Origin of the sequence: Pantoea sp. K16 (genome assembly GCF_048452805.1) — a bacterium.
Lineage (GTDB): Bacteria > Pseudomonadota > Gammaproteobacteria > Enterobacterales > Enterobacteriaceae > Pantoea > Pantoea agglomerans.
Genome location: NZ_JBLWNV010000008.1, coordinates 180 through 25,513 on the forward strand (window position 1 = coordinate 180; position 25,334 = coordinate 25,513).

At 55.1% G+C, this 25,334-nt stretch carries 23 protein-coding genes and 4 tRNA genes (1 of these 27 only partly in view); 13 read left to right on the plus strand and 14 right to left on the minus strand.

Annotated elements, in window-relative coordinates; all coding sequences use genetic code 11:
- Both ACK13D_RS11985 and ACK13D_RS11990 read right to left on the minus strand, forming a co-directional pair.
- Nucleotides 1–55, minus strand: a tRNA-Val gene (locus ACK13D_RS11985) (it extends 121 nt beyond the left edge of the window).
- Nucleotides 56–96: 41 nt separating this feature from the next.
- Nucleotides 97–172, minus strand: a tRNA-Val gene (locus ACK13D_RS11990).
- 272 nt (nt 173–444) lie between these two features.
- On the opposite strand from ACK13D_RS11990, the gene gltX reads away from it, so the two are divergent.
- Nucleotides 445–1,860: a glutamate--tRNA ligase gene (gene gltX, locus ACK13D_RS11995; protein WP_010257834.1), complete on the plus strand. Its 1,416-nt coding sequence runs from the start codon at nt 445–447 to the stop codon at nt 1,858–1,860.
- Between the two features lie 33 nt (nt 1,861–1,893).
- Here gltX and ACK13D_RS12000 read toward each other — a convergent pair whose 3' ends face one another.
- From ACK13D_RS12000 to ACK13D_RS12010, 3 genes are all read right to left on the minus strand, one after another.
- Nucleotides 1,894–2,250: a YfeC-like transcriptional regulator gene (locus ACK13D_RS12000; protein WP_250488662.1), complete on the minus strand. Its 357-nt coding sequence runs from the start codon at nt 2,248–2,250 to the stop codon at nt 1,894–1,896.
- A 21-nt stretch (nt 2,251–2,271) separates the two neighbouring features.
- Nucleotides 2,272–2,625, minus strand: coding sequence for a YfeC-like transcriptional regulator (locus ACK13D_RS12005; RefSeq protein ID WP_010257838.1), 354 nt, complete (start codon nt 2,623–2,625; stop codon nt 2,272–2,274).
- Between the two features lie 111 nt (nt 2,626–2,736).
- Nucleotides 2,737–3,525: a formate/nitrite transporter family protein gene (locus tag ACK13D_RS12010; RefSeq protein WP_172608119.1), complete on the minus strand. Its 789-nt coding sequence runs from the start codon at nt 3,523–3,525 to the stop codon at nt 2,737–2,739.
- Nucleotides 3,526–3,884: 359 nt separating this feature from the next.
- On the opposite strand from ACK13D_RS12010, the gene ACK13D_RS12015 reads away from it, so the two are divergent.
- Together ACK13D_RS12015 and ACK13D_RS12020 are read left to right on the plus strand one after the other, a co-directional pair.
- Nucleotides 3,885–3,960 (plus strand) — tRNA-Ala (locus ACK13D_RS12015).
- 44 nt (nt 3,961–4,004) lie between these two features.
- Nucleotides 4,005–4,080, plus strand: a tRNA-Ala gene (locus tag ACK13D_RS12020).
- 326 nt (nt 4,081–4,406) lie between these two features.
- On the opposite strand, the gene ACK13D_RS12025 is transcribed toward ACK13D_RS12020, so the two are convergent.
- Nucleotides 4,407–5,597, minus strand: coding sequence for a NupC/NupG family nucleoside CNT transporter (locus ACK13D_RS12025; RefSeq protein WP_010671371.1), 1,191 nt, complete (start codon nt 5,595–5,597; stop codon nt 4,407–4,409).
- Nucleotides 5,598–5,966: 369 nt separating this feature from the next.
- Here ACK13D_RS12025 and ACK13D_RS12030 point away from each other — a divergent pair, with 369 nt between their 5' ends.
- Nucleotides 5,967–7,208 (plus strand): Nramp family divalent metal transporter, encoded by a 1,242-nt coding sequence (locus tag ACK13D_RS12030; protein ID WP_010257845.1) that lies wholly within the window; start codon nt 5,967–5,969, stop codon nt 7,206–7,208.
- A gap of 283 nt (nt 7,209–7,491) precedes the next feature.
- On the opposite strand, the gene ACK13D_RS12035 is transcribed toward ACK13D_RS12030, so the two are convergent.
- Complete coding sequence (locus tag ACK13D_RS12035) at nt 7,492–7,887, minus strand: DUF2502 domain-containing protein (RefSeq protein ID WP_010257849.1); 396 nt, start codon at nt 7,885–7,887, stop codon at nt 7,492–7,494.
- Nucleotides 7,888–8,059: 172 nt separating this feature from the next.
- Nucleotides 8,060–9,049, minus strand: coding sequence for an L-glyceraldehyde 3-phosphate reductase (gene mgrA, locus ACK13D_RS12040; protein ID WP_256849864.1), 990 nt, complete (start codon nt 9,047–9,049; stop codon nt 8,060–8,062).
- Nucleotides 9,050–9,268: 219 nt separating this feature from the next.
- On the opposite strand from mgrA, the gene ipdC reads away from it, so the two are divergent.
- Together ipdC and glk are read left to right on the plus strand one after the other, a co-directional pair.
- Nucleotides 9,269–10,921, plus strand: a complete 1,653-nt coding sequence (ipdC, locus tag ACK13D_RS12045; RefSeq protein ID WP_418796447.1) for an indolepyruvate decarboxylase — start codon at nt 9,269–9,271, stop codon at nt 10,919–10,921.
- Between the two features lie 160 nt (nt 10,922–11,081).
- Nucleotides 11,082–12,047 (plus strand): glucokinase, encoded by a 966-nt coding sequence (glk, locus tag ACK13D_RS12050; RefSeq protein ID WP_010257856.1) that lies wholly within the window; start codon nt 11,082–11,084, stop codon nt 12,045–12,047.
- A gap of 155 nt (nt 12,048–12,202) precedes the next feature.
- Here glk and ACK13D_RS12055 read toward each other — a convergent pair whose 3' ends face one another.
- A complete protein-coding gene (locus ACK13D_RS12055) occupies nt 12,203–12,931 on the minus strand; it encodes a LytR/AlgR family response regulator transcription factor (RefSeq protein WP_003848909.1) in 729 nt (242 codons plus the stop codon).
- Nucleotides 12,928–14,598 carry a sensor histidine kinase gene (locus ACK13D_RS12060; protein WP_010257859.1) on the minus strand — a complete coding sequence of 557 codons (1,671 nt, stop codon included), beginning with the start codon at nt 14,596–14,598 and terminating at the stop codon, nt 12,928–12,930. Before ACK13D_RS12060 ends, ACK13D_RS12055 begins: the two co-directional genes overlap by 4 nt.
- A 277-nt stretch (nt 14,599–14,875) precedes the next feature.
- Between ACK13D_RS12060 and ACK13D_RS12065 the strand changes: the two genes are divergently transcribed.
- Together ACK13D_RS12065 and alaC are read left to right on the plus strand one after the other, a co-directional pair.
- Nucleotides 14,876–15,400, plus strand: a complete 525-nt coding sequence (locus ACK13D_RS12065; RefSeq protein ID WP_031292218.1) for a GNAT family N-acetyltransferase — start codon at nt 14,876–14,878, stop codon at nt 15,398–15,400.
- Nucleotides 15,401–15,517: 117 nt separating this feature from the next.
- Complete coding sequence (gene alaC, locus ACK13D_RS12070) at nt 15,518–16,750, plus strand: alanine transaminase (protein ID WP_033758563.1); 1,233 nt, start codon at nt 15,518–15,520, stop codon at nt 16,748–16,750.
- A gap of 51 nt (nt 16,751–16,801) precedes the next feature.
- Here alaC and ypdK read toward each other — a convergent pair whose 3' ends face one another.
- From ypdK to ACK13D_RS12085, 3 genes are all read right to left on the minus strand, one after another.
- The gene (gene ypdK, locus ACK13D_RS12075; RefSeq protein ID WP_099257831.1) at nt 16,802–16,876 is read right to left on the minus strand and encodes a membrane protein YpdK; all 75 of its coding nucleotides are present in this window, start codon (nt 16,874–16,876) and stop codon (nt 16,802–16,804) included.
- Nucleotides 16,877–17,078: 202 nt separating this feature from the next.
- Nucleotides 17,079–18,107, minus strand: coding sequence for an HlyD family secretion protein (locus ACK13D_RS12080; RefSeq protein WP_010257869.1), 1,029 nt, complete (start codon nt 18,105–18,107; stop codon nt 17,079–17,081).
- Between the two features lie 2 nt (nt 18,108–18,109).
- Entirely contained in the window at nt 18,110–19,708 is a 1,599-nt protein-coding gene (locus ACK13D_RS12085; protein WP_418796451.1) for an MFS transporter, read from the minus strand.
- Nucleotides 19,709–19,857: 149 nt separating this feature from the next.
- Here ACK13D_RS12085 and ACK13D_RS12090 point away from each other — a divergent pair, with 149 nt between their 5' ends.
- From ACK13D_RS12090 to ACK13D_RS12110, 5 genes are all read left to right on the plus strand, one after another.
- Complete coding sequence (locus tag ACK13D_RS12090) at nt 19,858–20,643, plus strand: IclR family transcriptional regulator (RefSeq protein ID WP_418796452.1); 786 nt, start codon at nt 19,858–19,860, stop codon at nt 20,641–20,643.
- Between the two features lie 7 nt (nt 20,644–20,650).
- Nucleotides 20,651–21,103 (plus strand): universal stress protein, encoded by a 453-nt coding sequence (locus tag ACK13D_RS12095; RefSeq protein ID WP_010257878.1) that lies wholly within the window; start codon nt 20,651–20,653, stop codon nt 21,101–21,103.
- A gap of 9 nt (nt 21,104–21,112) precedes the next feature.
- Nucleotides 21,113–21,919, plus strand: coding sequence for a hypothetical protein (locus ACK13D_RS12100; protein ID WP_010257881.1), 807 nt, complete (start codon nt 21,113–21,115; stop codon nt 21,917–21,919).
- Between the two features lie 274 nt (nt 21,920–22,193).
- A complete protein-coding gene (locus ACK13D_RS12105; RefSeq protein WP_033758553.1) occupies nt 22,194–22,475 on the plus strand; it encodes a lipoprotein in 282 nt (93 codons plus the stop codon).
- Between the two features lie 512 nt (nt 22,476–22,987).
- Nucleotides 22,988–23,863, plus strand: coding sequence for an SMP-30/gluconolactonase/LRE family protein (locus ACK13D_RS12110; RefSeq protein WP_207254015.1), 876 nt, complete (start codon nt 22,988–22,990; stop codon nt 23,861–23,863).
- 38 nt (nt 23,864–23,901) lie between these two features.
- Here the strand turns inward: ACK13D_RS12110 and ACK13D_RS12115 are convergent, their stop codons facing one another.
- A complete protein-coding gene (locus ACK13D_RS12115; RefSeq protein ID WP_022624176.1) occupies nt 23,902–25,128 on the minus strand; it encodes an L-lactate MFS transporter in 1,227 nt (408 codons plus the stop codon).
- Nucleotides 25,129–25,334 lie beyond the last annotated feature (206 nt).

A 25,334-nucleotide genomic window follows, 5' to 3' on the forward strand; every position in this document is an offset into this window, starting at 1 on the left:
AACCGCCGACCCCCTCCTTGTAAGGGAGATGCTCTACCAACTGAGCTAATCACCCATATCTTCATACCTGTTCACTGCGGGCCACGCTGTTAAGAGTGGTGGGTGATGACGGGTTCGAACCGCCGACCCCCTCCTTGTAAGGGAGATGCTCTACCAACTGAGCTAATCACCCCCGCTGTGTGGAGTCGCATTATAGGGATAGTTGATTTTGAGTCAACGCTTTTTAAAACATAAATGTGCGTTCGGTTTATTTTTAAACACCCTGTCGCGCTTTTAGCCAATGTGCTGGTTTTACTGGCAGAAAAGCCCCTTTTCCCGGGCGGCAACTGGCGGGCATGCATTGAGGATTCACCGTCAGATGCTAGAATGTGCCCACTGTTTTTTCGCGTCTAACCTGTTTTTTGTCATCCAGACAGAGAACCCGCGCATCTAAGGCAATACTCAATGAAAATCAAAACACGCTTCGCGCCCAGCCCGACTGGCTATCTGCATGTAGGTGGCGCCCGTACCGCACTTTACTCCTGGCTCTTTGCCCGTCACAACCAGGGCGAGTTCGTGCTGCGCATTGAAGATACCGATCTGGAGCGCTCCACGCCGGAAGCTATCGAAGCCATCATGGATGGCATGAACTGGCTGAGCCTCGACTGGAATGAAGGCCCTTACTACCAGACAAAACGTTTTGATCGTTACAACGCGGTCATTGATGAAATGCTGGAAGCGGGTACAGCCTATAAATGCTACTGCTCTAAAGAACGTCTGGAAGCGCTGCGTGAAGAGCAGATGGCCAACAACGAAAAGCCGCGTTACGACGGCCGCTGCCGTGACAGCCATGAACATCATGCAGATGATGAGCCGTGCGTTGTGCGTTTCCGCAATCCGCAGGAAGGTTCGGTCATCTTTGACGACCAGATCCGTGGCCCGATTGAGTTCAGCAACCAGGAGCTGGATGATCTGATCATCCGCCGCACCGATGGTTCGCCAACCTACAACTTCTGCGTCGTCGTGGATGACTGGGATATGGGCATCACCCATGTGATTCGCGGTGAAGACCACATTAACAACACGCCACGTCAGATCAACATCCTCAAAGCAATTGGCGCGCAGGTTCCGGTGTATGCCCACGTCTCAATGATCCTGGGCGATGACGGCAAAAAGCTCTCCAAGCGTCATGGGGCGGTAGGGGTGATGCAGTATCGTGATGATGGCTACCTGCCAGAAGCGCTGCTCAACTACCTGGTTCGTCTGGGCTGGTCACATGGCGATCAGGAAATCTTCAGCGTGGCCGAAATGGCTGAGCTCTTTACCCTGGATGCAGTCAGTAAGTCTGCCAGTGCGTTCAACACTGAGAAACTGCAGTGGCTGAACCATCACTACATCAATACGCTGCCGCCAGAATATGTGGCGACACACCTGCAGTGGCATATTGAAGAGCAGAAAATTGATACCCGCACGGGGCCGGAACTGGCGAAGCTGGTTGGTCTGTTAGGCGAGCGCTGCAAAACATTGAAAGAGATGGCTGCATCCTGCCGCTACTTCTATGAAGACTTTGCAGAATTTGATGCCGATGCCGCGAAGAAACATCTTCGTCCGGTAGCGCGTCAGCCGCTGGAAGTGGTACGCGATAAGCTGGCCGCGATCGAAGAGTGGACGGCTGAAAACGTACATCAGGCTATTCAGAGCACCGCAGATGAGCTGGAAGTCGGGATGGGGAAAGTGGGCATGCCGCTGCGCGTGGCCGTAACCGGTGCCGGTCAGTCACCCGGACTGGATGTCACCGTGGAAGCAATAGGCCGCAGCCGCAGCGTTGCACGTATTGAGCAGGCGCTGGCCTTTATCAGTGAGCGGGAAGCGCAGGCTTAATAAACAGAACCGGAAGCTACGCGCTTCCGGTTTTTACTCTTCAGTGATATCCAGACGCTGCAACATGCCTTTAATACCTATCCGTAATATCAGCGCTGACAGCTGCTCCTGTTCAGCCTGACTCATTTGCGGAACCGCATTTACTAACAGTGCCGTCAGTGAATCTGCCGGAACCCTATACATTGCGGCGGGTTCGTGCAGGCTACGCGTCGAATGGATAAATTTTTCTACGCGATCATCGACATGAATCAATCGCGCCTTGCCGCCCTGAATGCCGGGTCTGGGCAGGGTGGTCCAGTTTTCGCGCTTAATCCATTTGTTCACTGTCTGTCGGCTCAGGCCCGTCTCTGAGGCAAGTTCTTCGGGTGTTAACCATTCCTTTTTCATCATAACTTCCCTGATAAATACACCTTACTCTTCGCTGATTCCCAGTCGCTGCAAAACGCCCTTGATACCTTCGCGTAAGATTAGTGCAGTGAATTGATCCTGCTCGTCCTGAGTCATTTGCTGGACGGAACTTATTAATAACGCAGGTAATGAATTAGACGGAGTGCCATAAGTTGCCGTCGGCTCGTTAAGGTTACGGGTCGACTGAATAAAACTTTTCACGCGCTCATCAATGTGAATCAATCGGGCTTTACCGCCTTGCACACCGGGCTTCGGCGTGGTCGTCCAGTTTTCCCGCTTGATCCATTTATTCACCGTTTGCCGACTGTAACCCGTCTCTGCAGCCAGCTCTTCGGGGGTAAGCCATTCCTTTTTCACGATGCAGTCCCTGATTAATACATTAGCAGGACATATTACAGCAAAACGTAACGGGTGAAAGTAACTGAAGCTGAAATTGCCTTTTGTCTCTCGACAAAAGGCAAAACATCATTACTGAGGATTACTGGCGGGTTCAGCGGCAGGGCGGAATGCAAGGAAATAGGCCAGACCAACGAACACGGCACCACCCACGGCATTGCCTGAGAAGACGGCAATAAAATTAGGGAAGTACTCTGCCCAGCTCATCTGACCGGCAAAAATGGCGGCCGGAATAATAAACATGTTAGCGACAACGTGCTGGAAGCCAATGGCCACAAATGCCATCACCGGGAACCACATGCCGAAGATCTTGCCGACCACATCTTTACTGGCAAAGGCCAGCCATACCGCCAGGCAAACCAGCCAGTTACAGCCGATACCGGAAATAAAGGCGTGCAGGAGATCAGCGTGGACTTTTGCAGAAGCGATAGCAACGGTCTTCTTCAGGTAATCGCCCTCGGTCATACCCAGCATGTGACCAAAGAACCAGGCGACAGCCACGCTGCCGAGAAAGTTAGCCAGGGTAACCCAGAACCAGTTGCGCGCCACGCTCATAAAGCTGATGCGACGGGCGAACCAGGCCACCGGTAAGGTCATCATATTACCGGTCAGCAGTTCACCACCCGCCAGCACGGTCATGATGATCCCCACCGGGAAGACCGCGGCACCTAACAGGCCACCAAAAGAGCCCCATTCAGCGGGAAGGGTGTTGATCACGTGAAGATCCAGCAGGAAGCCGGTCGCAATAAATGCGCCCGCCATAAAGCCGAGAATCAGAAGGATGCTGACAGGTGCACGGCTTTTAGCCACGCCTGACTGGATCGCCAGTTGTGCGATTTCTTTAGGTGTATGCAGCGACATAGTATCTCAGTAGTTTTTTTATGATTAATGGGACGATAACGCCTGGTGGACGCGTGGTGCGCGGGAGAGGGTCCCGGGTACCACTAAATTAGCGGGCTAAGTTTTGCATGCGAAAAAGCCGAAGACAAGAAAATTCCTATAACATATTTAACCGTGAATTAACCTGACGGCAGACTGAATAACAGTTAAAAAACGGTCCTGTGTGAACAGACACGATTTTCCCCTGCAGCATGCTGCTGAAACTTCGCAGGTTGCCGCCTTTTTCAGCGATCAAACAGAGAATGTCATTTTGCCGTTGACACCCCGGAGGGGGTTTCATATTATGCCGTCCGTCGCTTAACGCGACAGTTTTTCGGTTCGGGGCTATAGCTCAGCTGGGAGAGCGCCTGCATGGCATGCAGGAGGTCAGCGGTTCGATCCCGCTTAGCTCCACCAAACTTCTTCCCAAAAGTTTGGCACTGAAAAACGATTCCAGATGTGGGGGTATAGCTCAGCTGGGAGAGCGCTTGCATGGCATGCAAGAGGTCAGCGGTTCGATCCCGCTTATCTCCACCATTTTCTGACACGCCGTTGTCAAAATCCTTTCTGATTAATCTCTTATTCGCCAGTTGCTGCGGATCCCAACGCTATTGCTTTGCCATTCACGCTGCTGCGCACGCTTAATTGCGTTATTAACCGGCATAACCTGTCATGGCATCCGATGCTGTTTGCAGGACGTTGTGCCGCCTCTCGTGCACGATCTGAATGCAGATGTGACATGTGCAATGAAAGAGGTAACGCGGGAAAGGGGAATCAGCGGGAAGCAGAGCAAGGATAGAGCAGAAAGAGAAGGGCGAGACCTGCTCGCCCTTTGATGCTTAGAGTAGTGCGCAGAACCGTGCTTAGAACGCCAGAACCAGACCGGCGATAGCGGCGGAAAGCACGCTGACCAGCGTAGAGCCGTACAGCAGCTTCAGACCAAAGCGGGAAACCACGTTACCCTGTTCTTCGTTCAGACCTTTAATCGCACCGGCCACGATGCCGATAGAAGAGAAGTTAGCGAACGAGACCAGGAACACAGAAAGAATACCTTCTGAATGTGGTGACAGCTGACCCGCGATTTTCTGCAGATCCATCATGGCAACAAACTCATTCGACACCAGCTTGGTCGCCATAATACTGCCGACCTGCAACGCTTCGCCAGCAGGTACGCCCATCACCCAGGCAAACGGATAGAAGACAAAGCCGAGAACGCCCTGGAAAGAGATGCCGAAGATCAAATCAAACAGCGCATTCAGACCTGAAATCAGCGCGATAAAACCAATCAGCATGGCGGCAACGATAATCGCGACGCGGAAACCGGCCAGGATATACTCGCCCAGCATCTCAAAGAAGCTCTGGCCTTTGTGCAGATCCTGCAACTGCAGATCTTCTTCGTTCTCAACGCGATAAGGGTTGATCAGCGACAGCACGATAAAGGTGCTGAACATGTTGAGCACCAGCGCGGCGACCACATACTTCGGCTGCAGCATGGTCATGTAGGCGCCGACGATCGACATCGATACGGTCGACATCGCGGTCGCGGCCATGGTGTACATGCGGCGCTGTGACATTTGGCCCAGGATATCTTTATAGGCGATGAAGTTTTCTGATTGTCCCAGTATCAGAGAACTTACGGCGTTGAAAGATTCCAGTTTTCCCATGCCATTCACTTTCGACAGTACGGTACCAATACCGCGAATCACCCATGGCAGGATACGGAAATGCTGCAGAATACCGATCAGCGCAGAGATAAAGACGATAGGGCACAATACGTTAAGGAAGAAGAAGGCCAGACCTTTGTCGCTCATGTTGCCAAAGACGAAGTTAGTACCCTCAGCGGCATACTTCAGCAGATGGTCAAAGAAGCCCGCGAATCCTTTGACGAAACCGAGTCCCGCTTCTGAGTTCAGGAAGAACCAGGCGAGCACAATTTCAATCACCAGTAGCTGTATAATGTAGCGAATGCGAATGCTTTTACGATCGTGACTAACCAGCAAGGCGAGTATCCCGACCACCACCAGTGCTAAAAGAAATTGCAAAATATGGGACATGGTTGCTCCAAATTTGAGGAGGGTTGTATTTTGTTGCGTATTCTATGTAACGCGTTACTTAAAAACGAGATCTGAACCACAATATAAGTATTCGCTATCGTTATATTTTCCAGAAAAGTTCCAGAGATCACGTCCTGTTTACAAATACTTCACTTCAGATAACCACATAATTATTGTCTGAATTTTACACCGGGCGTAAAGTGACACTATTGCTCACATTTTTAGCAATCACATCCTTTACTGTAATGTATAGCAATGGCTATACTTTATAGCAGCATCTATTACACCGATAACAACAAACGAATTTCACTTGCACCTGCTAACCCCTAAGCTGCCGGGGCAGGCAAATGTTCAGACAGGGTACCGGATATGTTTGAAAGTCGTACCGCCGAGCGCGCCGCTCGCGGAGTCAGAAAAGTCAAACTCGCACTACTGGGGCCCGCTTTTATCGCCGCTATCGGCTATATCGATCCGGGCAACTTTGCGACCAACATTCAGGCGGGCGCTGCTTACGGCTACAAATTGCTGTGGGTGGTGGTATGGGCCAACATCATGGCCATGCTGATTCAGCTGATGTCAGCCAAGCTGGGTATCGCTACCGGCAAAAACCTCGCTGAACACATCCGCGATCGTTTTCCCCGGCCCGCCGTCTGGTTTTACTGGGTGCAGGCGGAAATTATCGCGATGGCCACTGACCTGGCGGAATTTATCGGTGCCGCGCTGGGGTTCAAACTGCTGCTCGGCATTTCATTGATGCAGGGCGCGGTGCTGACAGGCATCGCCACGTTCCTGATATTGATGTTACAGAGCCGGGGGCAAAAGCCGCTGGAGCTGGTGATTGGCGGACTTCTGCTGTTTGTGGCGGCGGCCTATATCGTCGAACTCTTTTTCTCCCAGCCCAGTGTCAAAGAGCTGGTGATCGGCATGGCGCTGCCCGCGTTACCAACGTCGGATGCTGTATTCCTGGCGGCGGGTGTGCTGGGTGCGACCATTATGCCGCACGTGATTTACCTGCACTCCGCGCTGACGCAGGGTAAAAGTGAGGACAGCAAAGGTCAGCGGTACTCCTCAACTAAACTGGATGTGGCGATTGCCATGACCATCGCCGGATTCGTTAACCTGGCAATGATGGCGACCGCCGCAGCGGCGTTTCACTTCAGCGGTCACAGTAAAATCGCTGAACTCGATCAGGCCTATCTGACGTTGCAACCGCTGTTAGGTCAGGCAGCGGCGACGGTGTTTGGTCTGAGCCTGGTGGCCGCCGGATTATCTTCAACGGTGGTCGGTACGCTGGCGGGGCAGGTGGTGATGCAGGGCTTTATCCACTTCCATATTCCCCTGTGGGTGCGCCGAACCGTCACCATGCTGCCCTCTTTTATTGTCATCTGGGCCGGCTGGGACCCGACAAGGGTGCTGGTGATGAGTCAGGTGCTGCTGAGTTTTGGTATTGCGCTGGCGTTGATTCCGCTGCTCTCCTTTACCGGCAACCGCGAGCTGATGGGCGATGATATGGTTAACTCGCGTCTGATGCAGAATACCGGGCGACTGATCGTGCTGCTGGTGATTACGCTGAATCTTTACCTGCTGGTGGGTGAAGCGCTGGGGCTGTAGCGGTTATGGTAAACAAGAAAACGCCCGGTTCTGCCGGGCATTTTCTTGTTGGCAACGTCTGGCCAGGTTCGCAGTGATACCGAGCCAGCGCAGGAAACACGGTCAGATCGGAAAGACGCAAAATCCGTCATCCATGACATGCTCGGCCCGCGCCGTCCTGGCGCGGGACGCTTTCCTCTTCTGACCGTGTTCCCTGCGCGTTGAGTTTATGCGTTGCGGCCAGAATCACACTGATTGAAGTCTTTGTGTTGTCTGAAACGCCCGGTTCTGCCGGGCGTTTTTATTAATGGCGATCGTGTCCGTGATGGTCTGGACCGCGATGGTCAGGACCACGACGGTCATGATGATCCCAGCCACGATCACGATCACGGCGATACTGATGTTCCCAGCGACGCTCACGGTCGCGCTCATGCCAGCGGCGTTCGCGCTCCCACTGCTGCTGACGACGCCACTCTTCGTGTCGCCACCAGCGGCGTTCGTTGTAAGAATAGCGGTCGTTCCACCAGCGCGGTTCACGCCAGCGACCACCATCCCAGTAATAGCCACGGCGATCGCGATCGCCAAGATTCAGGGTGACGCCGGGGGCCAGAGTAATAGAGGCACTGGAGGCCTGGGCTGTGTGGTGTGCCAGCGGCGACAACAGGGCCAGCAGGGCAGCAAAAATAAGGGCTCTTTTCATTTTCTTCTCCTCATCAACAGTCTGACGCTGTTGCGGCGCAGCGATTATGCCTGCGTATTGCTGTTGTTACCGCATCATTGTGTCGGAAGATTGTGAGGAAATTGGGGAGAGAAAGGGGTTTGAGACTATTCTGGCGCAGAAAACGCCCGGCCTCAGCCGGGCGCTAAAATCGTTACAGCAGCGCCGCGTCAATCGCAACTAACTCGCTGTCGCTGAACTGACGGCGAGCGAGCATCGCCACCGCGTCATCGATCTGGGCTGTTTTGCTGGCTCCGATCAGTACTGAAGTCACACGCTCATCGCGCAGCACCCACGCCAGCGCCATCTGCGCCAGCTTCTGTTCGCGCTGCTGCGCAATAGCATTAAGCTTGCGGACTTTCTCCATCTTCTCATCCGTCAGCTGGTTCTCATTCAGGAACTTGCTGCCGCTGGCCGCGCGCGAATCTTCAGGAATGCCCTGCAGATAGCGATCGGTGAGCACGCCGCCTGCCAGCGGAGAGAAGGCGATACAGCCGACGCCCGCATCGCCCAGCGTCTGAATCAATCCCTGCTCAGGTGTGCGTTCAAACATCGAATATCGCGGCTGGTGAATCAGACAAGGGGTGCCGAGATCGCGCAGGATAGCTATCGCTTCGGCGGCGAGATCGGCCGGATAGTTAGAAAGGGCAGCGTAAAGCGCTTTGCCCTGGCGCACCACATGGTCCAGCGCGCGCATTGTCTCTTCCAGCGGGGTTTCCGGATCGGGACGGTGATGATAGAAAATATCCACATACTCCAGCCCCATTCGCTTCAGGCTCTGATCCAGACTGGCGACCAGATATTTACGCGAACCCCAATCCCCATAAGGCCCCTGCCACATGGTATAGCCCGCTTTAGTGGAGATGATCAGCTCATCACGATGGGCACGAAAATCTTCCCGCAGAATACGCCCGAAGTTCTCTTCTGCTGAGCCAGGGGGTGGACCGTAATTGTTGGCTAAGTCGAAGTGCGTGATGCCAAGGTCAAACGCATGACGCAGCAGCTCACGGCTGTTATCGACCCGGGTACTGTCACCAAAGTTATGCCACAGTCCCAGCGAAATGGCGGGCAGTTTGATTCCGCTGCGGCCGCTGCGGCGATATTCCATCTGTTGATAGCGATCGGGATGAGGGAAAAGGGACATTCAGCGCTCCTGGGTAAAAACGGGGATATGTGCCAAAAGTCTATCAGTGTATACGGTTACACTCAGTGACAGCGCGCTGCAATTCGCATTTTTACAGAATATTCCGCCAGCGTAACGTCGCCTTTCCAGCCATTGCGGCTGGCTAAAATAGCGGCACGCCTCGCTAATTTCATCCTGTGTCAGATACTTAACCCGACTCTTCCCTGAAAGGAATGCGCAATGTCCACTTTTACTGTTGGAGATTACCTGCTGACCCGTCTGCAGGAGATTGGTGTAAAGCATCTGTTTGGCGTGCCGGGCGACTATAACCTGCAATTTCTTGACCACGTCATCGCCCATCCGGCCATCAGCTGGGTAGGCTGCGCTAATGAGCTTAACGCAGCCTATGCGGCAGACGGTTATGCACGCTGCAACGGCGCGGGAGCGCTATTGACCACGTTTGGTGTGGGCGAGCTCAGCGCGATTAATGGCATTGCGGGCAGTTATGCCGAGTATCTGCCGGTGATCCATATCGTTGGCGCGCCTGCGACGCAGGCCCAGTTGCAGGGGGATTGTGTTCATCATTCGCTGGGCGATGGCGATTTCCAGCATTTTATTCGCATGGCCACAGAAGTCAGTGCGGCAACGGCACAGCTTACCGCCGACAACGCCACGGCTGAGATTGATCGGGTGATCGTCAGTGCGCTGCAGGCCCGTCGTCCCGGCTATTTGTCGCTGGCCGTCGACGTGGCGGCCATGGAGGTGCAGCCACCCGCGCAGCCCCTGAACAGTCATCAATCCTCTTCGCCCGCTGCGCGTCGCGCTTTCAGCGATGCGGCGGAACGTTTGCTGGCACCGGCGCAGCGGGTTTCACTGCTGGCCGATTTTCTTGCGCTGCGCTGGCAGCAGCAGTCCGCACTGGCCGCGCTGCGTGAACAGTGTGCGATTCCCTGTGCCAGCCTGCTGATGGGCAAGGGGGTTCTGGATGAACAGCAGCCGGGTTACGTCGGTACCTATGCCGGTGAGGCCAGCGCAGGTCAGGTGTGCGAACAGATCGAGCAGGTGGATGTGGCGATCTGCGTCGGGGTGCGATTTACCGACACCATTACTGCAGGCTTCACGCAGCAGTTTAACCCTGAGCGACTGATTGATCTGCAGCCCTTCAGCGCCAGCGTGGGCGGTGAACGTTTTGCGCCACTGTCGATGGCGGATGCGCTGAGCGAGCTGCTGCCGCTGTTTGAACGCTATGGCCAGCAGTGGCAACCCGGCGCCACGCCGCCCGCCGCGCAGCCTGCAGAACCGGCGGCAGCGATCAGCCAGCAGGCGTTCTGGCAGGCTATGCAGGCATTCCTGCAACCCGGCGACCTTATTCTGGCCGAGCAGGGGACAGCCGCCTTTGGGGCCGCCGCGTTAAGATTGCCCTCGCAGGCGCAGCTGGTGGTTCAGCCATTATGGGGATCAATCGGCTATACTCTTCCGGCAGCATTTGGCGCGCAGACTGCCGATCCTGATCGCCGGGTTATCCTGATCATCGGGGACGGTTCGGCGCAGCTGACAATTCAGGAACTGGGTTCGATGCTGCGTGACCAGCAGCGACTGATACTCTTTTTGCTGAATAATGAAGGCTATACCGTCGAACGGGCGATTCATGGCGCAACACAACGTTACAATGATATTGCCCAGTGGAACTGGACGGCCTTACCGCACGCCCTTAGCCTGCAGGGCCAGGCGCAGAGCTGGCGTATCAGTGAAACGGTGCAGTTAGAGGAAGTGATGGCGCGACTCTCAGAGCCGAAGTGGCTCTCTCTGGTTGAAGTCGTCATGCAGAAAGAGGATTTGCCGCCACTGCTACGAAAAGTCACCGCCTGCCTGAATCAACGCAACGGCGGCTAAGATTCAGATAGTTGCCGCTGTGCAGGGTGGACTATCGCGGTTAGGCTGTAGCACACCTGAGTAAGACGCTCACCAATCGCACCGGTGAGCGTTGTTGTTTTATGGGCAGAATTTTATAGTGTCCTCCAACTCTTAAGACCCCAAGCGGAGCAACAGAAGAATGACAACCTATGCCTTGGTCGGCGATGTCGGCGGTACTAACGCACGCCTCGCCCTGTGTGAGGTGGAAAGCGGCAGCATCACCCAGGCCAAAACATTCTCAACATCAGAATACGACAGCCTCGAAGCCGTCATCCGCCACTATCTTGATGAACAACAGCAGGACGTTAAAGATGGCTGTATTGCCATTGCCTGCCCGATTACCGATGACTGGGTTGAAATGACCAACCATGACTGGGCGTTTTCCACGCGCAAGCTCAAAGAGAACATCGGTTTTGAACACCTGGAAATCATTAACGACTTCACTGCGGTATCTATGGCGATCCCGATGCTGACCGCCGAAAACGTGATTCAGTTTGGCGGTACAGAGCCAGTCAAAGATAAACCTATCGCGATTTATGGTGCCGGCACCGGATTAGGCGTCAGCCATCTGGTGCATGTGGACAAGCGCTGGGTCAGCCTGCCAGGTGAGGGCGGTCATGTCGACTTCGCTGCCAACAGCGAAGAAGAAGATCAGATCCTGGAAGTGCTGCGCGAAGAGCTGGGCCATGTTTCAGCGGAACGTGTGCTGTCAGGTGCCGGTCTGGTTAACCTCTATCGTGCGATTGTTAAAGTGGATAATCGCGTGCCGGAAAACCTGAAGCCGAAAGATGTCAGCCAGCGTGCGCTGGATGACAGCTGCACCGACTGCCGTCGCGCGCTGTCAATGTTCTGCGTCATCATGGGCCGTTTCGGCGGCAACCTGGCGCTGAATCTTGGCACCTTTGGTGGTGTCTATATTGCCGGTGGCATCGTGCCACGCTTCCTGGAGTTCTTTAAGTCGTCGGGTTTCCGTGCGGCGTTTGAAGATAAAGGCCGCTTCCGCGACTATGTTGCCAGCATCCCGGTTTATATGATTACGCACGACCAGCCTGGCCTGCTGGGCGCGGGCGCGCATCTGCGCCAGACGCTGGGTCGCGAAATCTGATTCTGCTTTACCTCGCGCGCACTGCCATTCTGCGCGCGAGCGATTTTCCCGATCGGCCTGCTTCAGCGGGGCAGGATCGGGAAAACCCCCCGGACTTTTTGCTGCTCTCCTGCTTCGCCATCCCCCTTTCTGAACAGACCTTTAACCCTCCTGCGCTACAGGCGCATCAGCTGTCGAAACTGCTTCACCTTACTGCGGCTGACCGGCACCTGAAACTCCAGATCGCGCAGCTTCAGCAGATAGGTATTGTTAAACCACGGCTCGATTTCACGAATCTTGCTGAGGCTGACGCAGTAAGAGCGGTGGCAGCGGAAAAATTGCTGTTCCGGCAGGCGTGAACAGAACTCGGTAATATTCATCGACATCACGTAGGATTCGCGCCGGGTATAAACAAACGTCAGCTTCTCATGCGCCTCAACGTAGTAAATATCATTCACGTCAGTGACGATAATGCGCTCATCTTTGATCAGGTTGACTGTCTGCGGCGCGGGCGTGGCGCTGAGATGGCTGACCGCCTGCTGCGCCTGCGCTGTGGCTTCGAGCTTGTTCAGCATGGTAACAATCCGCGACTCCTGGTAGGGCTTGAGAATGTAGTCAAACGCCTCCAGCTCAAACGCTTCTACCGCATGCTCTTTCCACGCGGTAATAAAGACAATCAGTGGCTTGTGGGCAAACTGATGGATATTCTGTGCCAGCAGCATGCCATCCAGTGAGGGGATGTTGATATCGAGGAAAATCACATCAACCCGATGCTGTTGCAGGTACTTCAGCACGTCCAGACCATCGTCAAAACAGGCTTCGATCTCGATTTTGCTGTGATGCTGAATCATCCAGCTCAGCTCCTGCTGCGCCAGGAATTCATCTTCCACAATAATGGCTTTCATAACAGATTCTCCGCCAGGCGCTGGCCATTCTTACTCAGCGTAAAGGAAATCTCGGTGCCCGGCTGATGCCGCACGATATTCAATCCCTGACCCGACAAAAGTTTTACCCGATGATGCACATTGAGCAGGCCGATTTTATTACCGGGCATCTCGTTGCGCGCCACCCGTGCTATCACTTCGTCACTGATGCCCTGGCCGGTGTCCCGCACCGAGATCCGCACCTGATCGCCCAGATCCCGGACGCTCAGCGTCACCACGCCTTTGCCTTTACAGGGCTGGATGCCATGGACAATGGCATTCTCCACCAGAGGCTGGATCAGCAGACTCGGCAGCAGAAAATGGAGATCCTCATCGACGTCATAGATCATCGTCAGCTTATCGCCAAACCGGGCCTGCTCGATGGCGATGTAATCTTTCACCTGCCACAGCTCTTTACGGATGTCGATTAGCTCATCGTCGTTCAGTTCCAGGTTGTAGCGCAGATAGCGTGACAGGTTGATCACCAGCTGGCGGGCGGTATCGGGATTGAGCCGGATAGAAGAGGAGATAGCATTCAGGGCGTTGAACAGGAAATGAGGATTTATTTTACTTTGCAGCGCGCGCAGTTCCGCTTTATTAGCCATCTCGCGCAGCTGCTCGGCACGCGACACTTCAAGTTGGGTTGAGATGATTTGTGACAGGCCGATCGCCATCTCTTTCAGCGAGCCGGTAATACGGTGTGCGCGGCGATAGTAGATTTTCAGCGTGCCGGTGACTTTGCCTTTCTCCCACAGCGGGATCACGATCATGGAGTGAATATCTTTGGTGCGATGCGCTTCATCGTTGTTCTTAATGATAATTTTACCGCTGGCGATCGACTGCGCCGTGGTGGGGCTGATGCCATCATCCCCATGTTTATAATTATGTTCGCCATAGCCGACGTAGGCCAGAATCTGTTTTTTATCGGTCATCGCCACCGCATCGGCTTTGATCTCCCGTCGGATAATGTCACAGATGTTGCGCAGCGAGTCGCTGTTCACCTGACGGAACAGCGGCAGGGTTTTATTGGCGATCTCCAGCGCCAGCTTGGCCTGGCGGGCGGCAATCGCCTCTTTTTCCCCCTCGACGCTCTGCACCAGCAGCACAATGATGCCGATACTGGAGGCACCGAGGATCATCGGCAGAGCAATTTCTGACACAATCGCCAGCCCGAGTGAGGTGGGGCGCGCCCACACAACAATCAACAACATCGTCAGGGCTTCACAGAGCATGCCGCCGACGATACCGGCACGCCAGCGGTGCTCTTTCAGTACCCGGCGATTAATACCGCCCGCGACGATACCGGCAATGATGCTGGTAATCAGGCAGGGCACGGAGGTTACGCCGTGAATATCGATCAGAAAACGGTGCAGACCGGCAATAACCCCGGTGGCGATCCCGACCCAGGGACCAAACAGAATGCCACCCGCCATCACGGCGATGACCCGCACATTCAGCAGTGAACCATCGACATCGACACCCGACCAGGTACTGAACAGCGCAAACAGGGAAAAGATGGCAGTAACGGCTACTTTCTCCGCACGGGTGTGTTCATCTTTTTGCAGCAGCTGACGAAACGGGCGGGTGCGCGTCAGGAAGAACAGGCAGATCAGCATCAGGGCGGCGCGGTCAAATACTGCCAGTAACATCGTGAAGTGGGAGGACACAGGCGACTCGTCGGCAATGGAAAGTGCCTCTATGATAAAAAATGTGATCGCGAACCGCTAGCGTCCCGATCAATCACGGCGGGAGTTAGTGTTTCAGATCAATTTTTACGGCATATCTGCAAAAAGAGGAAAGGTTGAGTGCATTAAAGGGGAACAGTTTTTCGCCCTGCAGAGGCTGGTCGCTAAGGTGCCGTTTTGCTATGTTGCGCGATGAGGCGCGCCAGTGACCGCTGGAAATCGCGCCCATCGGGAGCAGCAGATGCAACTTGTCACCGCCAGATTAACCCTGAGTAAATTACAGCCAGAAGACTGGCAACTGTTTCGTGCCGTCCATGAAGATCGCGACACCATGACCTGGGTGAGCGAAATCCCCGATGAAGCGGATATCCGCCAGCGCTTCACCGAGCGTCTGGCCCCCTGGCAGGCGAGCAGTTTTCATATGCTCTGCCTGGTTGCGCGACGTCGTGACAACGGTGAGCCGATTGGCCTGTTTGGCTGCAGCCCCGAATGGGAGCCATACCGTCAGGCGGAGGTGGGCTATATGCTGCTGCATCGTCACTGCGGTCAGGGGTATGGCAGCGAAGCCCTGGCGGCGCTGTGTCAGTTTTTGCTTGAAGCCGATTTCCACAAACTCAAAGCGATGGTGATTGAAGGGAACTGGGCGTCACGCCGTATTCTGGAGAAAAACGGCTTTCAGCTGGAGGGCACGCTACGGGATAATTATCTGCTGAACGGCTGCTGGGTGAACGATTGGCTGCTGGGGCGGCTGAATCCGCAAAAATAAAAATATTTTCCGCCACCCTCGACAAAATGATCCTCGCCACGTTATGTTCGTAACGGGTCACCACAGTGACCCGCGTCGCTCGGACGGTCCGGGCGCTTACGTAATCCAGAGGACATCATGGCTGATAACAGCACACCCCGTCGTTTCTCGCGTATCGAACGCTTACCCCCTTACGTTTTCAACATCACCGCTGAACTGAAGATGGCTGCGCGTCGGCGCGGCGAAGATATCATCGACTTTTCAATGGGCAACCCGGATGGCCCGACTCCGCCGCACATCGTCGAAAAGTTATGCCAGGTGGCGCAGCGTGACGATACCCACGGTTATTCCACCTCTCGCGGTATTCCGCGCCTGCGCCGGGCAATCTCGCGCTGGTACGCCGATCGCTATCAGGTTGAGATCGATCCTGAATCAGAGGCGATTGTCACCATCGGTTCCAAAGAAGGCCTGGCGCACCTGATGCTGGCGACGCTGGATCACGGTGATACCGTGCTGGTGCCCAATCCCAGCTATCCGATTCATATCTACGGTGCGGTGATTGCCGGGGCGCAGGTACGCTCGGTGCCGCTGGTGGCGGGTGTCGACTTCTTCAATGAGCTGGAACGCGCCATTCGCGAGAGCTATCCCAAGCCAAAAATGATGATCCTCGGCTTCCCGTCCAACCCCACCGCACAGTGTGTGGAGCTCGACTTTTTCGAACGGGTGATTGCGCTGGCGAAGCAGTACAACGTGCTGGTGATCCACGATCTGGCCTATGCCGACATCGTCTACGATGGCTGGAAAGCGCCATCGATTATGCAGGTGCCGGGCGCGCGTGATGTCGCCGTCGAATTCTTTACCCTGTCAAAAAGCTACAACATGGCGGGCTGGCGTATCGGTTTCATGGTGGGCAACAAAGAGCTGGTCGCCGCGCTGGCGCGAATCAAAAGTTATCATGACTACGGCACCTTTACGCCACTGCAGGTGGCGGCGATTGCGGCGCTGGAAGGGGATCAACAGTGCGTGCGCGACATCGCAGAGCAGTACAAACGCCGCCGTGATGTGCTGGTCAAAGGATTGCATGAAGCGGGCTGGATGGTGGATAACCCGAAAGCCTCAATGTACGTCTGGGCAAAAATACCGGATCATTACGCACATCTTGGGTCGCTGGAGTTCGCTAAGCAACTGCTGCAGGAGGCGAAAGTCTGTGTCTCGCCCGGTATCGGGTTTGGCGACTATGGCGACACGCACGTGCGTTTTGCGCTGATAGAGAACAGCGATCGTATTCGTCAGGCGGTACGGGGAATTAAAGCGATGTTTCGTGCCGATGGCATATTGCCAGGCAGCATAAAAATGGAAGAAGAACGCTGACAGCCAGCAGGGGCGACTCAAGGGTCGCCCCGTGGCGGCACTGTCACGCCATTACTTCAGCAGCAGAACAAAGGTTCCGAACCAAAGTAACGCGAAAAAAGATATTCCCATCAAGGCATATTTCACAAAGCAACTCCTCTGAGCGGTTACGATGATGGCGATCCCAAACCAGTGCAACGCGAACAGATGTGGAAAAGAGATCGCCATTTACAGTCATGGTCTGCTCTTTTCCGGGTTGATCTGAATAACTCAGAACAGGATCGAGCGCTAATTTACGCGTAATCCTCCCCAAATGAAATAGGTCCGTTCTGAGATATTGCTCACAATTTTAAGGCACTTCGATTTCAGGGATCGCCGACATGCCTACACGTAACTGAGCCAGATGCTGTTGGTCGCCATCCAGCACAATTTTCACCGGCAGACGTTGAACGACTTTAGTGTAGTTGCCGGTGGCGTTATCGGGAGAGATCGCCGAAAAAGTTGCGCCGGTGGCCGGTGCGATGCTGTCCACATGACCGGTAAAGGTCTCGCCCGGCAGGGCGTCCACCCGGATCCGCACCCGCTGGCCGGGACGCACATCGCTTAACTGCGTCTCAAGATAGTTAGCGGTAATGTAGGTTTGCTGCAGTGGCACCACCGCCAGCAGACGGGTGCCGGCTGATACGTACGCGCCGGTCCGCACCGAGCGCTGACCTACCATGCCGTCAACGGGCGCAGTAATGCGCGTGTAGGAGAGATTCAGCCTGGCCTGATCGACGCTGGCCTTCGCCGCTGCAACATCCGCTTCCGCAGAACGCACCGCCGCCTGTAACACCCCCACCTGTTTTACTGCCGACGCCAGCGCGGCCTGACTCTGATGCACGGCTGCCAGCGCCGAGCGCTGGTTTGAGCTGGCTTTCTGCTGATCGTCGGCTGCCACGGTACCGCTTTTATAGAGGCGGTTATAACGATCGGCGCTCTGACCGGCATACTGCGCAGAGGCTTCGCTGGCCGCGACGCTGGCTTTCTGCTGATCAATCACCGACTGCTGCTGCTCCAGCTGTGCCTGACTGCTCAGCAGTTTCGCCTGGCTCACCTGCAGGTCAGCCTCCGCACTCTCAAGCGCCACACGATAGTCACGATCGTCCAGCGTCGCCAGCAGCTGACCCGCTTTGACCTGCTGATTATCCTGCACCTGCACGTGGCTGATGTAGCCCGAGACTTTCGGTGCCACCAGGGTGTAGTCCGCATTGACGTAAGCGTCGTTGGTGCGGTGATCGTTGCCGGTCATCAGTGACCAGACCACAAAAGCGATGGCCAGTAACACCAGCAGCAACAGACTCAGCAGCAGGGTTCTTTTCATTTCGAAAGCACGCATATTCAGTTATTCCGGGAAGGGTTTTGAATCAAAGTTTGAGGCGGCCACACCCGTTTTGGCAGGATGGCGGTAAGCAATAACAGGCAGGCGGCAAAGCCGGTCAGCATCAGCCAGCTGTCGCTCAGACCAAGGATCGTGGCCTGATGCCTGACCAGGGTGGCGAATCCGCTGAGATTACCGGCGGCGCTGATGCTGCCATCCGGCAACAGCGGCAAGCTGCTGCTGGCCTGACTGGCCGTCGGCGCTGTCATCAGCCAGCTGCGACTGGCCGCCTGATTAATCAGCACACTGGAGTGAAACTGCTCACGATGCGAAAGGAAAACCTCAACCAGCGTAGAGGCAGCGATGCTGGAAAAGCCGCGCACCGTATTAAACATTGCCGAGGCAAACGGGCCTTCTGGCGGGGCTACAACGCTGGTGGCGCTCATCAGTATCGGCAAAATGATCATCGGTTGTCCGAACGCCTGCAGGATCTGCAGCAGCCAGAAATTCTGTCTTGCCCAGTCACTGGTGATCTGTGTGCCCAGCAGACAGGAGGTCACCAGCAAGCCGACGCCCGCCGTCAGCATCCAGCGGCAGTCGATCCAGCGGATATTTAGCAGGGCTGCAATCAGCGGTGCGATCAGCAGTTGCGGCAGACCCACCGTCAGCGCCAGCGGGGCAAACTCAAGGGTGCGAAAGCCGCTGACCTGAGCAAAATAGGCCGAAGGCAGCGCGGAGCCAGAAAGCCCAAGGATGAGCACGCAGGCCAGGCCCAGCAAGCCATGCGCCAGATTTGGCCGTCGGAGCATCTGCAATTTAAACAGCGGCAGCGGGTGAAACCACTCATTAATCAGGAAAACCAGCAGCAGCGGCAGCGCGGTGAGCAACATACCGGTAATCAGTGGCGAGTTCAGCCAGTCGAGGCGCTCACCCTGGGTCAGCACCAGAATCAGCAGCGCAACACCACTGCAGCCGGTCACCATGCCGAACAGATCGATCTGCTGAAAGCGTTCCGGTCGCAGCGGATCCTGGGGCAATCCCCATCCTGTCAGCAGCATAGCGATCAGCATCAACGGCACGACCTGCCAGAACACCATCATCCAGCTGACGTGATCGGTCCACAACGAGGCCAGCGAGGCCGCCATATTGGGGCCAAACGTCGCGGTCAGGGCATAGCCCGCCAGGCCAAAAAGTTTAAAGGGCGGCGGCAGAAAGCGCAGGGCGACCGTCATCAGCATTGGCGGTAAGGCGCCGCCAAACAGGCCCTGCAATACGCGCAGGCTGATAAACAGCGTCGGATCCCGCACCAGCGGCAGCAGAATGCCGGTCAGCATAAATCCCGCCGACACGCCTAACGTAAAACGCCGCAGCGACAGGGTGACGGCAAACCAGGGCGCAATCATCATGGCGGCTACTTCTGCCGCCTGATAACCAGAGATAATCCAGCTACCCTGATCGTAACTGATGCCGATCGCGGCACGGATATCGGCCAGCGCGATATCACTGACGCGATCGTTCAGCCCGGAGGTCAGCGCGGCGATGAGCACGCCGACTAATCCCAGTGCCAGTCGCAGTGTAAAAGGATGAGGGGCCGGCGCGGCGGCAGGCTTAGCGTTCATTGCAGGCGATCTCGTTATTATGATGCAGTGTACTGCGATGTGATACAGGTCGTAATATTACATCCCGGTATACTGTATTGCAATGTGGTACAGGCTGTAAAAAGTGCGGCATTCGCGCTACAGTAAGGCAGCTCAAACAGGACGACGCTATGGCACATCAACCCTCCAGCCGCGAGGATGAAAAAACGGGCGGTATACAGGTCATCGCCCGTGCGGCAAAAATTCTTAATGCGCTTGGCGAACAGCCCGGCGGCATGAGCCTCGGTGAGATCGCTCAGGCGGTCGAACTGCCGCGCTCAACGGTGCAGCGTATTGTTGCCGCGCTCGACAGCGCAGAGCTGGTGCGCAGCAGCGGGGCGGGCGGACTGCGTCTGGGGCCGGCGCTGTTAAAACTGATCTCCAGCGTACATACCGATGTGGTTGATCTGGTCAGTCCGCTGCTGGAAAAACTCTCTTCCGACACCAATGAAACCGTCTCGCTGGCGCGCGCCAGCGGCAGTCAGCTGGCGATTATTCACCACGTGGTGGCGTCGCGTGAGCTTCGGGTGGTTCCGCATATGGGACTCAATCTGCCGCTCTACAGCACCTCCGGTGGACGGGCGTTGCTGGCGCTGGAGTGTGAAAAAGATGTACGAACGATCGTTGGCGACGCCTGGCAGGAGTTAACCGATATGACGGTGAAAACGCTGCCTCAGTTGCTGCAACATATCAGGGAAGTGCGCGAAACCGGTATCGCCGTGGATCGCGGTGAAACGCTGGAAGGTATCTCTACCATGGCGTTTGCGCTGGATACGCTGTTTGGTCGTTTTTCTGTCTCTTTGCTGGTGCCTTCTGCACGTTTTCTGCGACACGAAGCCCGTTTTCGTGACGAGATGCTGAAGTGTAAAGAGGCACTGGTGCGTGAAATCGGCAAAGTCGCCGCGATAGAAGGATAAGCATTCGATGAAAACCCTGCTGATGGCCATTGATCACTCTCCGGTAGCGGAAAAAGTGGTCGCCTTAACCATTGAAGAAGCGCTGGCGCATCGCGCCGAGGTGGTCGTGCTGTGCTGCGTCGATCCCGCTTACTCCTCCTGTAATCAGCCAATGGAAATCGATGCGGGTGAAGATCCGGCCGATTTTGTGGCTGCGCAGGATGAGCAGAATACGGCAGAAATGGTGGTGCGCCATGCACTGGCTCCGTTACTGCGTGCGGGCATTAATGCGCGGGGCATGATTCTGGCGGGTGACGCGGCAGATACTATCGTTGCCCAGTCGCAACAGCTTAAGGCCAGCATGATTATCATGGGACGTCGCCATCTCTCCTCTTTGAATCGGCTGTTAAAAGGCTCAGTCAGCGCATCGGTTATTGAGCGCGCTCACTGTCCTGTGCTGATCGATGTGCGTAAGGATTAATCCCGCCGCATGAATGCTCTGCTTTTTATTACGCTGGCCGCGTTTGCGCTGCTGGCGCTGATTGTAATTGTACTGATCAAAACCACCCGGCTGCGTTTGTGGCAGGGGCTGATCATCTTTCTGCTGCCTCTGATACTGGCGAACCTGCTCTGGTTCAGCTGGGTTGCGCCGCATCAGTTGCAGGCCAGTCAGCGTGAGCAGGCGGTAAATCAACTGGCAAAGATGCCCGGTTATCGGGTGCTGCAGACTCAGGAACCGGCGTTATGGCTGTTGCTGACCCAGGAGCTGACCCGGCGCATCCGTGCGGGGGAGCCAGCTGAGAAGGCGACGGGCGAGCTACGTGGCTGGCTGATTGAGGTGATTAATCAGCGGCTGATGCGCGGAACTGACGCGGCGGTGGTCAACTATATCAGCGTCTCAGTTGAAGAGATGCGGGCGCTGAACCAAATCGATCCGGGCCTCTGCTTCCGTTATCTCTATCCGCAGGTGAGTGGCGGCATCAATCTGCTGACCACGCTGCCGCCGTCGCTGAATCGCAAAGAGGCGGATGCCATGGAGCAGCTGCTGCTGAACAGTCCATTGCCCGATCAGCCACTGGATAAGGCGCTGGCGCAGGATGATCTGCAAAAAATTGTCGCCCGGCTCTATCAGCAGTGGGGGGATAAGCTGCAGCAGCTGAATATGCCTGCCGACACGGCGGTTGATCGCTCATCGCTGTGTGCCATGTCGATTGATCTCTACAGCGCGATTCTGGCATTACCTGACAAGCGCGCCGCTAACCTGTTACGTAGAATGATTGCACTGACTGGCCAGTAAGCGGCAGCGGAGCAGCGGAATGGCGGGCGAAAAAAAGCCCGCTAAGCGCGGGCAGGGAAGAGAGGAACAGATTTTTATTTTTGGCATTTCCTGGTGTGGTGCAGTCTTCGTTTTGTCTGAATGCATCTTGTCACGCCGTGCATGATAGTGATAGCCGTTTAATCGTATTACATTAATCGGTAAAAGCTTCTCAAGTTTTGAACTTTCGCGCATTAATCCTATGGATGCGCGGCATGCTGCGTCATAAACTGCGCGGCAACGTGAGGATAACTAAATGAAAAAACTAATAACCGGCGCACTGGCGCTGATTTTGCTGAGTGGATGTACTGCCAGCAAACCCGGGGCATTTGAACGTGTAGATGAAGATCCAGGCTCAAATACCGTGCAGTACCGTTTTGACCCGGTAAAGGTCAATCGTGATGCAATGAATATTGATCTGGCGAATTACTGCAGTAATAAAGGCTTTGATAAAGTCGAGGCGTTACCTGCGCAGGAGAGTCATATTCCGGGACTGCAGAAAGCGTGGTTCCAGTGTAATTATGCTGTGAAAAGCTAAATAAAACGGGCGGGATAATTATCCCGCCCTTAAAGTTTAATGCTTTTATTTTATGCTGTGTGACATCTTTGCCCGTTAGCGGCGATGGTGACCGCCATGATACCCACCGTGATAACCTCCATAGTAGCCTCCATGATATCCGCCGCCACCCCCGCGGTGCCAGCCATTGTCGTGTCTGGGGCTGATGATACAACCACTTAATAAGGTCATCAGCGCAACCACCGAAGCGACTTTAATTAATCTCTTCATCGGAAGCTTCTCCTCTTTTCCAATGACTATGACACTACGCTGGAAAAGTGGAGTGAAGATGCAGGCTTTGTAGAGTTATTTAAGAAGGTATGACGGAATATTTCAGAGTGCTGTCGTTTACAGCGGAGAATAATAAAGAAATAAGAATGAACTGAATAGTAAATACTATCAAAGAGAATAGTCTCAAAATCAAGCGAAAATAATTCTCATTTGAAAGTTTTTACAACTACATTATTAGCATGTCAGTTCAACGGGAGAGAAACATGGTGCATGACGTTAAAAATATTCTGGCTTTACAGGCTGAACTGGGCGAATGCCCGCTCTGGTCAGTGGAAGAACAGGTGCTGTACTGTGTCGATATTCTGGCACCCGCCATTCACCGTTTTGATCCGGTCAGCGGTGAACTGCAAACCTTCCCGCAGGCGGAAGAGGTGGGATGCATCGGTCTGCGTGAGCAGGGCGGTCTGATAGCTGCATTGCGTGGCGGTGTCTGGCTGCTGGATGCGCAGGGTAAGCCAGAGAAAAAGATCGCAGAAAATCCCGGTGAGGCTGCGCAAAGCCGATTTAATGATGGCCGCGTTGATCCCTGGGGGAATTTCTGGTGCGGCAGCCTGTGGGAACCGCAGGACAAAAATGGCGGGCTGCTGTGCCGTGTGACGCCTGACCTGAAGCTGGAGGTCAAAGCGCGTGACATTAAAATTTCCAACGGGCTGGCCTTCTCTCCCGACCGGCGCTGGATGTATCACAGTGACACGCCGAATGAAGCGCTCTATCGCTATCCATTAAACGCGCAGGGCGAACCGGGCGAACGCACCCTGTTCCGCCGTTTCGACGCGAAAGGTGGATTGCCGGATGGTGCCGCAGTGGATAGCGAAGGATTTTACTGGTCCGCACAGTTTGATGGCGGACGCGTAGTACGCATCGATCCCCAGAGCAGCGAAATCGTCGATGAGATCCTGCTGCCGGTGAAGTGGCCAACCATGGTGGCCTTTGGTGGCGCCGATCTTAAAACGCTGTTTATTACCAGTTCACGGGAAGATCGCACCGAAGAGGAGCTGGCACGCTATCCGCAGTCAGGCGATATCTTTGCGGTGGACGTCTCGGTGGCGGGCATGGCAGAGCCGCGATTCCGCGGCTAAACGTGAACGGGCCGCTCTGGCGCGGCCCGTCGTGATGGTTAATGACGTTGCAATACAGGTGTTGCTGTAACAGAACTCTGTGGTAAGCGGATGGTGAGTGACAGGAACAGGGAGATGACCAGCAGCGTCATAATCAGGCTGAAGGTGACGGTGAACCCGCCAAACAGCGAGGCGACCAGTGAGCCCAGCACGCTTCCGATACCAAATCCGAGATAGAGCAGACCATAGTTTTTTGTCAGGTTGTTGAGGCCGAAAAAGTCACTGACCAGCGACGGGAATACCGTGATGGTACCGCCAAAGCTGAAGGCTACACAGGCGAGTGACAGGAAGAAGGTGATCTCATTCATTCGGGTAAACAGCAGCACGCTCATCCCGATCAGCGACACGATTTGCGCCAGTGAAATAACCCGGATGCGCATCATTTTGTCAGACAGTATGCCCAGCACCAGACGGCCACTCAGGTTGGCAATCGCAATCACCGTTACCGCACTGGCAGCGGTCTGCGTAGTCAGATGCACCAGCCCTTCGCCGATATCTTTGGCAACGCCTATCACATAGAGACCGCTCATGCAGGCTGTCAGGAACATCAGCGCCAGCATCCAGTACTGAGGCAGACGCACCGACTGTGCCAGCGTGTAATCCCGCGCATGTTGCTGACCATTCGTGCTGCTCCCGGTATCCTGAAGGGGGGCATCACGCATCAGCAGTGCACCGAGGATAATCATCGACATCGCGAGCACGCCCCAGATCATAAAGGTCTGCTCCAGACCCACCGTTGCCAGCAGCGCCCCGCAGATAAATTTGAATCCCAGACTGCCAAGACCGTAAGCGCCAATCGCACAGGCAGAGATCATTCCTTTGCGCTCCGGAAACCACTTCACGCAGTTTGAGAGCGTCATCAGGTAACCTGCGCCATCCGCCAGACCCACCAGCAGCCCGGCGCTGAAATAGAGCATCATCAGGTTATTAGCATGCGCAGTAAGCCAGAAACCCAGCGCCATCAGCACACCCGCCCCGATAGTGACGCGGCGTACGCCAAAACGTTCCTGTAATTTACCGGCCAGCGAGGAGGCAATAGCCAGCCCCAGGCTCAGCAGACCAAACGAAAAAGCGACCTGACTGACCGTCGCATCCAGCTTCTGGGACAGCTGGCCGTTGAACAAACTCCATGTGTAGACTGAACCCAGTGCGAACTGAGTGATTACCGTTCCGAACAATGTAAGCCAGCGAGCACGCTGGTAAGAAGCCTGTTGAGTCTGGTTCATAATTTTTCTCTCCCATCCGGGAATCTGGAAACTGCGGTCAGAATAAAGCAGTGATTCGCGCGCGTGAGCAGTAAAGGCATGAACGGAACGGATCGGGGAATGAAATGCCATTCAGGCGGTATGAACGGCATCGGGAGGGGTTGGCAACGTCGCGTCAAAAGTAAGCAAAACGGCAGCTTAATGATTAAGCGTAATTAGCCGTAAGA